The organism is Pontibacterium granulatum (assembly GCF_029961155.1).
GTDB lineage: Bacteria > Pseudomonadota > Gammaproteobacteria > Pseudomonadales > Balneatricaceae > Pontibacterium > Pontibacterium granulatum.
In genome coordinates this window covers 59,616-68,172 of record NZ_JASBRH010000024.1, presented here as the reverse complement: position 1 = coordinate 68,172, position 8,557 = coordinate 59,616, and the positions used below count along the sequence as shown (strand labels likewise).

General features: G+C 52.1%; 5 protein-coding genes. 3 read left to right on the top strand and 2 right to left on the bottom strand.

Annotated features, from left to right (window positions below; all coding sequences use genetic code 11):
* Positions 1–191: 191 nt before the first annotated feature.
* Positions 192–932, bottom strand: coding sequence for a TrmB family transcriptional regulator (locus QKW35_RS17505; RefSeq protein WP_282355235.1), 741 nt, complete (start codon positions 930–932; stop codon positions 192–194).
* Positions 933–1,056: 124 nt separating this feature from the next.
* Here QKW35_RS17505 and glmU point away from each other — a divergent pair, with 124 nt between their 5' ends.
* Positions 1,057–2,421, top strand: a complete 1,365-nt coding sequence (gene glmU, locus QKW35_RS17500) for a bifunctional UDP-N-acetylglucosamine diphosphorylase/glucosamine-1-phosphate N-acetyltransferase GlmU (protein WP_282355234.1) — start codon at positions 1,057–1,059, stop codon at positions 2,419–2,421.
* A 10-nt stretch (positions 2,422–2,431) separates the two neighbouring features.
* Complete coding sequence (gene glmS / locus QKW35_RS17495; protein ID WP_282355233.1) at positions 2,432–4,258, top strand: glutamine--fructose-6-phosphate transaminase (isomerizing); 1,827 nt, start codon at positions 2,432–2,434, stop codon at positions 4,256–4,258.
* A 180-nt stretch (positions 4,259–4,438) separates the two neighbouring features.
* On the opposite strand, the gene QKW35_RS17490 is transcribed toward glmS, so the two are convergent.
* Entirely contained in the window at positions 4,439–5,518 is a 1,080-nt protein-coding gene (locus QKW35_RS17490; protein WP_282355232.1) for a tetratricopeptide repeat protein, read from the bottom strand.
* 285 nt (positions 5,519–5,803) lie between these two features.
* On the opposite strand from QKW35_RS17490, the gene QKW35_RS17485 reads away from it, so the two are divergent.
* A complete protein-coding gene (locus tag QKW35_RS17485) occupies positions 5,804–8,533 on the top strand; it encodes an autotransporter outer membrane beta-barrel domain-containing protein (RefSeq protein WP_282355231.1) in 2,730 nt (909 codons plus the stop codon).
* Positions 8,534–8,557: the final 24 nt, after the last annotated feature.

Genomic DNA, 8,557 nt, shown 5'->3' with positions numbered 1-8,557 from the left:
GCCGGCAGCTTAAAAGCTGCCCTACATCCTACGGCCCAAACACCTCCAGGCTCAGCTTATAGCCTGTAGGTTGGCCATCGCTTTAGCGATGCCCAGCACTGCTCAACGATCCTAAGCGTGCAAATCTAAAGGTCGCCGGGCAACGCTGCCGCGTTGACCAACCTGCGGGAGAGAATAGATGGATAGGGGACCTACAAAAGCCCCCACAGCGTATCGAATACGATCTGTTGTGCCGTAGCTACCTCCGCTGAATCAATCACAACGGCCGTAGGGTAGTTTTCTGATGCCAGGGAGATGATGGCACACTTGGGTGGGTAGATTGCGATATAGGCCGCATCCACATGGCCTTCAGTGCGTATCCATTTACGTTCCGATAATTCCGCGTCCTCACCCCCTTCGCCAATCGCAATTACACGTACGCCGATCCCTTTCTGAACACGCTGGTTGGTGAAGTTTGGGAAGGGACGATACAAATGGGGCCGAATTGGTTTGGATGAGAAGACGCAGTACTCTTTCTGTTGCTGACTCGATACTGTTGTCAGCATATCCTTCAGTACTAACTCAATTCCTGCGTCCCCTTCGTAAAACTGCACGTTGGCCGCACTGAAATCCGGTCTCAGGTGATTCAGGTCAGGTATAACGCGGCTCTTAAGTTGTTCAATAGCATTATTGAGCGATTGTCTTTTTTCCTCTGCCATTTCGAGCAGCACATCCGGGTCACGGGGTGCGAAGTAACGGCGCTTGCCTTTTGGCAGGTAGGTGACGATTCCTTTTAACTGCATCTCCTTGAGGCATTCATAGGCGGTACCTCGGTTTATGCCGGATTGTTCCGCTATATTGCGGATGGACGCCGGCCCCAGAGTCAGCAGCGTACGGTAGAGGACCACTTCCCTTTGGGAGAGGCCAAGTTGTTCAAAAATTTTATCATTCATTTTGTCAATTTTTTAATGACAACCTGTATTGCATTAACTGTCGATTAATTTAAAGTGCAACCCAAACTTTACACAAGTACTTAATTCTCAATTGGGTCTCCGGACCAAGGAACTCTTCTCTCTTATGTCAGTAGATGTCGTTATTCTAGCTGCCGGTCAGGGCAGCCGAATGAAGTCTGCTTTGCCAAAAGTCCTGCATGCAATTGGTGGTAAAGCGATGGTGCAACATGTGATCGATAATGCCAGCAGCATGGAAGACGCTGCGATCCATGTTGTGATTGGCCACGGTGCTGAAAAAGTACGCGAAACCCTGACAGGTCAGGATGTACAGTTCGCGCTACAGGAACAGCAACTGGGTACCGGCCATGCTGTTGCGCAGGCAATGCCAAACGTGACCGGGGACAGCACGGTACTCGTGCTCTATGGCGACGTTCCGCTGACAAGCCCTGAAACAATGAAAGAACTGGTTTCCATCGCAGAAGCAGGTGACTTTGGATTGCTGACCGTTAACCTGCTGGATCCAACAGGTTATGGTCGAATCGTCCGTGACGATAACGATAACGTCGTTGCGATCGTCGAGCATAAAGATGCATCCCCTGAACAGCTGGCGATTACTGAAGTCAACACCGGTATCCTGGCCGTATCTGCCAGCAAGCTAAATGACTGGCTGCCACAGCTCTCTTCCGAGAATGCGCAAGGTGAATACTACCTGACCGACATTATTGCTATGGCGGCAAGCCAGGGTCTGGCGATCAAAGCGATCCAGCCTGAAACCGAGCAGGAAGTACAGGGCGTTAACAATCGCGTTCAGTTGGCCGAGCTGGAGCGTTGGTACCAGCTGCGTAATGCCGAAGCGTTGATGATCAATGGTGCGACCCTGGCTGACCCTGCCCGTGTAGATGTGCGGGGTAAGGTTGAGCAGGGTAACGATATCTGGATCGACGTAAACGTTGTGCTGGAAGGCGACGTATACATCGGAAACAACGTACGTATTGAATCCAACTGTGTGATTCGCAACAGCCGTATCGGCGACGGTACCGTGATCAAAGCTAACTCCCTGCTGGAAGACGCTGTGGTCGCAGAGAACTGCGATGTAGGTCCGTTTGCTCGTCTGCGTCCAGGTACAGAGCTGGCGAACAAGGCTAAGGTCGGCAACTTCGTTGAGACCAAAAAAGCGGTGATTGGCGAAGGCTCTAAGGTTAACCATCTTAGTTACGTGGGTGACGCCAAAGTTGGTAACAACGTCAATGTAGGCGCAGGCACTATCACTTGTAACTACGACGGTGTAAATAAATCTCTGACCGAGATCGGTGATGGCGCCTTCATCGGCTCCAATAGCGCCCTGGTGGCTCCGGTTAAAGTGGGGGCAGGCGCAACGGTGGGTGCCGGTTCTACCATTACCAAAACCGTTGAAGACGAGCAGCTGGCTGTAGCCCGCGGTAAACAGATTAACCTGAACGGCTGGCAGCGTCCGGTTAAGAAGAGCTAAGGAGAGCATTATGTGTGGCATTGTTGGCGCGGTTGCAGCGCGCCCTGTATCTGAGATTCTGTTGGAAGGCCTGCGCCGCCTGGAATACCGCGGTTACGATTCTGCCGGTATGGCCGTTTGGAACGGCGAAGCGATCGACCGTCGCCGTGCAACCGGTAAAGTACAGTCCCTGGCGGATGCGTTGGCTGAACAGCCGCTGCCGGGTTCATTGGGTATCGCGCATACCCGTTGGGCGACCCACGGTAAGCCTGAAGAGCGCAACGCGCACCCGCACATGTCCGGTCCACGCCTGGCGATCGTGCACAACGGCATCATCGAAAACTTCGAAGTGCTGAAACGCGAGCTGATCGGTAAAGGTTTTGAGTTCACCTCCGAGACCGATACGGAAGTGGTAGCACACCTGATCTGCGACCAGCTGAACAGCGGTGTCGAGCTACTGGATGCGGTGCGTAACAGCGTGACACGTCTGGAAGGGGCATTTGCACTGGGTGTGATCGAGCAGGACCACCCGGATCGTCTGATCTGTGCCCGCCAAGGCAGCCCGCTGGTTGTCGGTGTGGGTATCGGTGAGAACTTTATCGCTTCCGACCAGTTGGCCCTGCTACAGGTAACCGATCGCTTTATCTTCTTGGATGAAGGTGACTTTGCCTGCTTGACCACCGACAAAATCCAGATCTGGGATAAGGACGCCCAGCCGGTTGAGCGTGAAATTCACCAGTACGAGCACGGTGTATCGGCGGCGGACAAGGGCGAATTCAAGCACTACATGCTGAAAGAGATCTACGAGCAGCCAACCGTGGTGAAAGCTACGATGGAGGGCCGTATCGCCAACGGCCGTCTGCTGGAGCAGGCGTTTGGTGCCGGTGCCGGTGAGATCTTTGATAAGGTCAAGCAGGTTCAGATCGTGGCATGTGGTACCAGCTACCATGCCGGTCTCGTGGCCAAATACTGGATTGAAGATCTGGTGGGTATCCCGTGTCTGGTTGAAGTGGCCAGTGAATTCCGCTACCGCAAAGTCGTACTGTCTGAAGGAACCCTGTTCCTGAGTGTTTCCCAGTCCGGTGAGACCGCCGATACCCTGGCGGCGCTGCGTGAAATCAAAGACAAGGTTCTGGCCAGCCTGACTGTATGTAACGTGCCGGGCAGTTCCCTGGTGCGTGAATCCGACCTGAGCCTGATGACCAATGCCGGTCCTGAGATCGGCGTTGCGTCCACCAAAGCGTTTACCACCCAGCTGGTTGGCCTGCTGCTGACTACTCTGGCATTGGGCCGTCGTCATGGCATGACCGAAGAGAAGGAAGCGGAGATCGTTGCCGCCCTGCAGACGTTACCAGAGAAGCTGGAAGAAGCGCTGGCAATGGATGCGGATATCGAAGCGATGTCAGCTGCCTTTGCGGAGAAGCACCACAGCCTTTTCCTGGGCCGTGGCCCGCTGTACCCGGTGGCTATGGAAGGTGCGTTGAAGCTAAAAGAGATCTCCTACATCCACGCGGAGTCCTACCCGGCGGGAGAGCTGAAGCACGGCCCACTGGCGTTGGTTGATAAGGATATGCCGGTGGTTACCGTCGCGCCTAAAAACGGCATGCTGGACAAATTGAAAGCCAACCTGCAGGAAGTGCAGGCACGCGGTGGCGAACTGTTTGTGTTTGCCGGCGACAGCGACAACCTGCAGCCGGAAGAGGGCGTTCATGTACTTCAGGTACCGGACGTAGCGCCGATCCTGGAAGCGATCGTTTATACCGTACCGCTGCAGCTGCTCTCTTACTATGTTGCCGTCCTTAAGGGAACAGACGTGGACCAGCCGCGTAACCTGGCGAAATCGGTTACGGTTGAGTAACGTCCACGCTCTGTATCCATCTGAGCGGATCGAAAGTACAACGCTTTTGACGATCGCTGTGCATTGAAGGCGATAGGAGGTAGCGCAATTAACTTGTTTGAGCTCCTCCTCATTGCCAGCGCTGTTTTCCGGGCTTCAGCAATCCGCAGAGTGTCGGTGAGCAGTTAGCCCTCTTTCCGACTAGTGCAAGTGCGGTATCAAATTATCGTGCCTGTGGGGCGTGTCATGATTTTGATCGAACCATGTTTGAGCCATTAGATGGGCTTCCCCTATGTGTTCCGGCGACATATGTGAAGCCACGGCAGAGCGCATAATATGCGCTTCCAGATGCCCTCCGTTTGCAGCCAGATCAAACCATTTATACGCCTCTTTTAGATTTTTAACGGTACCAAGACCTTCATAATAAGACAGCCCCAGATAGTATTGGGCATCTTTTTCCCATAAGTGAGCGGCATTGTTGAACCACTCAAATGCCTGGTTGTAGTTTTTGTCGCCGACTACACCGTTAAACTCAAAGTACCCAAGCATATACTGCGCCCTGGGATGCCCTTTGGATGCAGCCTGTTGTAACCATTGCGTCGCTTTTGCCAGATCAACCTCGCCAGTTTCACCATTTAAAAAGATGTTGGCCAACACAAATTGTGATTCGATATGGCCTTCCTCAGCAGCAGATTTATACCATTTAATAGCGTTGGTCATATCTTTCTGGACAAAGCGCCCAGTGTTGTAGAGGGTGCCAATATAGTGCCTTGCGGGTAAAAAGCCGCTATTCGCAGCTCTCTGGATTAGGGTGAGCTCTGCTTGTATACCGTCAGTAGTATTTACCGTGCGTAGAGAGAGCAGAGCCTTGTAAAACGTAGCTTCCATATTTCCGTTGTTTGCCGCCACCGCATACCATTTGAGCGCCGTAGCGAAGTCGTTTGGCACGCCAGCGCCGGTACGATAGATATGCCCAAGACTGAGACTGGCCATGGTATGGCCTTGGCTTGCAGCACGTTCAAACCAGGATATCGCTTTCGCTACGTCCCTCTCTCCCAAAACACCGGAGAAGTACAAACCTGCGATGTTGTTTTGCGCTTCGGGATTGCCGCTCTTAGCCAATTCGGACCATTCTTTCATCGCTTTCTCGAAGTTGCCTGAGCGTGCAGCCTTGAGACCGGACTCCAGATCGGCGGCAGAAGTTATTGATGTGACAAGGCTAATAAGACCTGCTATCAGGAGTGATCGGGTGTATTTGGATAGGCGGGGCGTGATAATCAATGGAGTACTCCCGGGTATCTTGTTTAACGACAGCCGTGTAGAACAAGCTATTCTTATCACGGATACGGTTGGCAAACTAGTATATTCCAATCACCGCAACTATGTTTGAAAAGGTTGCGATCTGTGTACTTTTTAAAATATTAAGGCATTGAAAAACAATGGCTTTATTTTTAATGATCGTTTAAATACGAAAAAAGCATGATTACAAATTAACCAAAGACCTATTAGGATGTGGCGTCAAAATAAGGGTGCTTTATAATTCTAACTAGCAGGGAGGCTGAAAAGATGCCGCTTCGCACATACCCTCTTTTTCTACTTTCTCTCCTATCGATGCTTTTTGCATTGGAAAGTCAGGCGGGACACCTTTTTACCCAAGCGGGTGCTAATACACCAACCTGGATGCAGTCTGGTCAGGGGATAAGTATCGATCAGAATACGGTTGAATTTGGCTCTGGCGGAGGAGCTATTACCTTTAATTTCGCCGCAAATTCAACTGTACCAAGTGAAGCGGATACCAGTACGGATGACTGGTGGCAGTGGAGTGCGGGGGACATATTGCGCTTTACCGTAGAAACGACCACTGGGACCTATACCACGTCTATCGGTTACGATGCCTCCTGTTCGGCCGATGCATGCGGCGTTACAGGAACCTCTTCGCTGTATTCTAACCATGATGCCGCTACTATCGGTTCTGCGTCTATTGCGAATGTTGATAGTGGCTTCACCTGGACGGTTCAAGCGCTCAGTGGCGAATTTTCTCTGGCCGGTTATCGAATATATTTTGCCAACGGTACAATCAACGGTACTGCTTCTGGCGCACTTGACCAATCCAGTGTTGTAGATGCAGGTGATTTGGGTGGAGGTACACCTTCGACGCCAGACATTGATACAGGAAATGCGTCCTATACAACGAGTGAACTCAGTAACGGCAATGTAAACCCGGTATTTGATGGCGGCACCCTTCAGATAGCCGACAGCGGTGAAGTGACGACTGATTTTACGGTCAATGCTACGAACGGCACGATTGACAGTAACAGTAATGATTCAGAATTTAGCGGTACGCTGAGTGGTGCCGGTGGTTTGACGAAATCAGGCGATGGCACACTCACCTTGTCAGGTAGTAATACCTATGCAGGTGGTACAACCGTCAGCGGCGGTACGGTTCAGATCTCCAGTGACGATAATCTGGGAACAGGGGACTTGACCCTTGACGGAGGCGCGTTGGCGTCGACAGGCACGATTACCTCCAGTCGCAACATTGCTCTGGGAGCAGGGAACGGAGAAATCAATACCGCCACCGGCACTACTTATACCGCGGATGGTACCGTTTCGGGGGCGGGTGGTCTGACCAAGACCGGGAACGGTACGTTGTTGCTGTCCGGCAGCAATACCTATACGGGTAACACTTCTGTTTCAGGTGGTCTTCTGCGGGTTGAGGGGAGTCTGGCATCCAACGCCGTGACCATTGATGCAGGTGGGACGCTGGGTGGCTCGGGTACACTGACAGGAGACGTTACCGTCAATGGCACGTTGGCCCCAGGATCTTCGCCGGGCACCTTGACTGTTGCTGGTGATGTTACGCTGACAGCGGCTTCCACTTCCGTTTTTGAGATCGATGGCGCTGTATACAATGCGGCGGGAGGCTCCGGTACCTACGATCGTATTGTGTTAACCGGTGCCACATCGGTGTTTACGGCAGATGGTGTATTGACGCCTCAGCTGCGCGGAATCAGTGCGCCCGCGACCAATACCTATACTCCGGAAGTCGGTGATAGTTTCCGTATCGTAACCACGGCTAATGCAAACGGCATTAGTGGCGAATTTGATTCTGTTACCAGTCCGGTATCTGGTCTTGCAGACAACACCCGCCTTGATGTGTTGTACGGCAGTGATTTTATCGATCTTTATGTGACGCCGGAAAGCTTCGCAACGTTGGTTGCATCCGGCCGCTTGAACGCCATTAATGCAGCGACTGCCTTCGATACAATTCGCCCGGTGGCTGGAAATAACGGGTCATCTAATGCAGATGCCTTTTTCTCTGGACTGTATGGGCTGAACGAAGCGCAGACAACCAATGCCATCCTGCAAGCATCCGGTGAGATTCACGCGTTTGCACTCAATGATATCCGTACTGGGATTCGTGACACGTCATTCTCTTTAGTTAATGCGGCTCGTCACGCACCGGTACAGCAAAACTTTTGGGTTGATGTCAGTCTGCACAACAGCTCATTTGATGCAGATAGCATCGCGTCTGCGTATGATGGAGATGCTCGCCATCTGTGGGTCGGCAATCATCTGATCGATAACGACAACGCACGGGTAGGTGTAGCATTAGGCTATACCGACAGTTCTATAGATTCTGCAGTGTCAGGGGATGCGGATATTAAAACTGCTTCGGTGGCGGCATATTACGCGCGTTTCTCCGATAATCTGAGTTTTGATGCAACGCTGGGTATTGCGCACAGCTCGTCTGATATGGAACGCAGTGTGAGTCTCTCGACGGGGACAGTTCAGAACACATCTGACGCAACCACCAACACGTTATTCGGTAGTATGGGAGTCGGGACTGCATACCAGCTAAACGACGATATTGAGGGTATGCTTTGGGGGCGCATGAACCTGGAGTTCATTGATGCTCACGGTTACACCGAATCCGGTGCGGAAACAACGGCTCTGCAGGTGGATGGAAAATCCTATCGTTCGGCTGAACTTTCTCTGGGCTACCGTTTGAACGGCAACTTCAGTACCCAGAAGCAGCACGGTATTTGGTTCGTCGACCTTGGTGCTGCGAAGCAAACAGGTTGGAACGATCAGAGCCTGTCTCGTGACGTATCCTTGCATAACGCTGACTGGGAAGTATCCACTGCTGACATGTCTGACGTAACTGCTTTTGTTAAGGCTGGGGTGACGTTACCGCTCGACAAAGAAAGCGCAATTGGATTCCATATCAGTGGGTCGCACTCTGACAGCAGTTCAGCTCACAGCGGTAATATTGTATTTAGCACGAAACTCTGATCATCATCATCAGCGGTAGGCGGC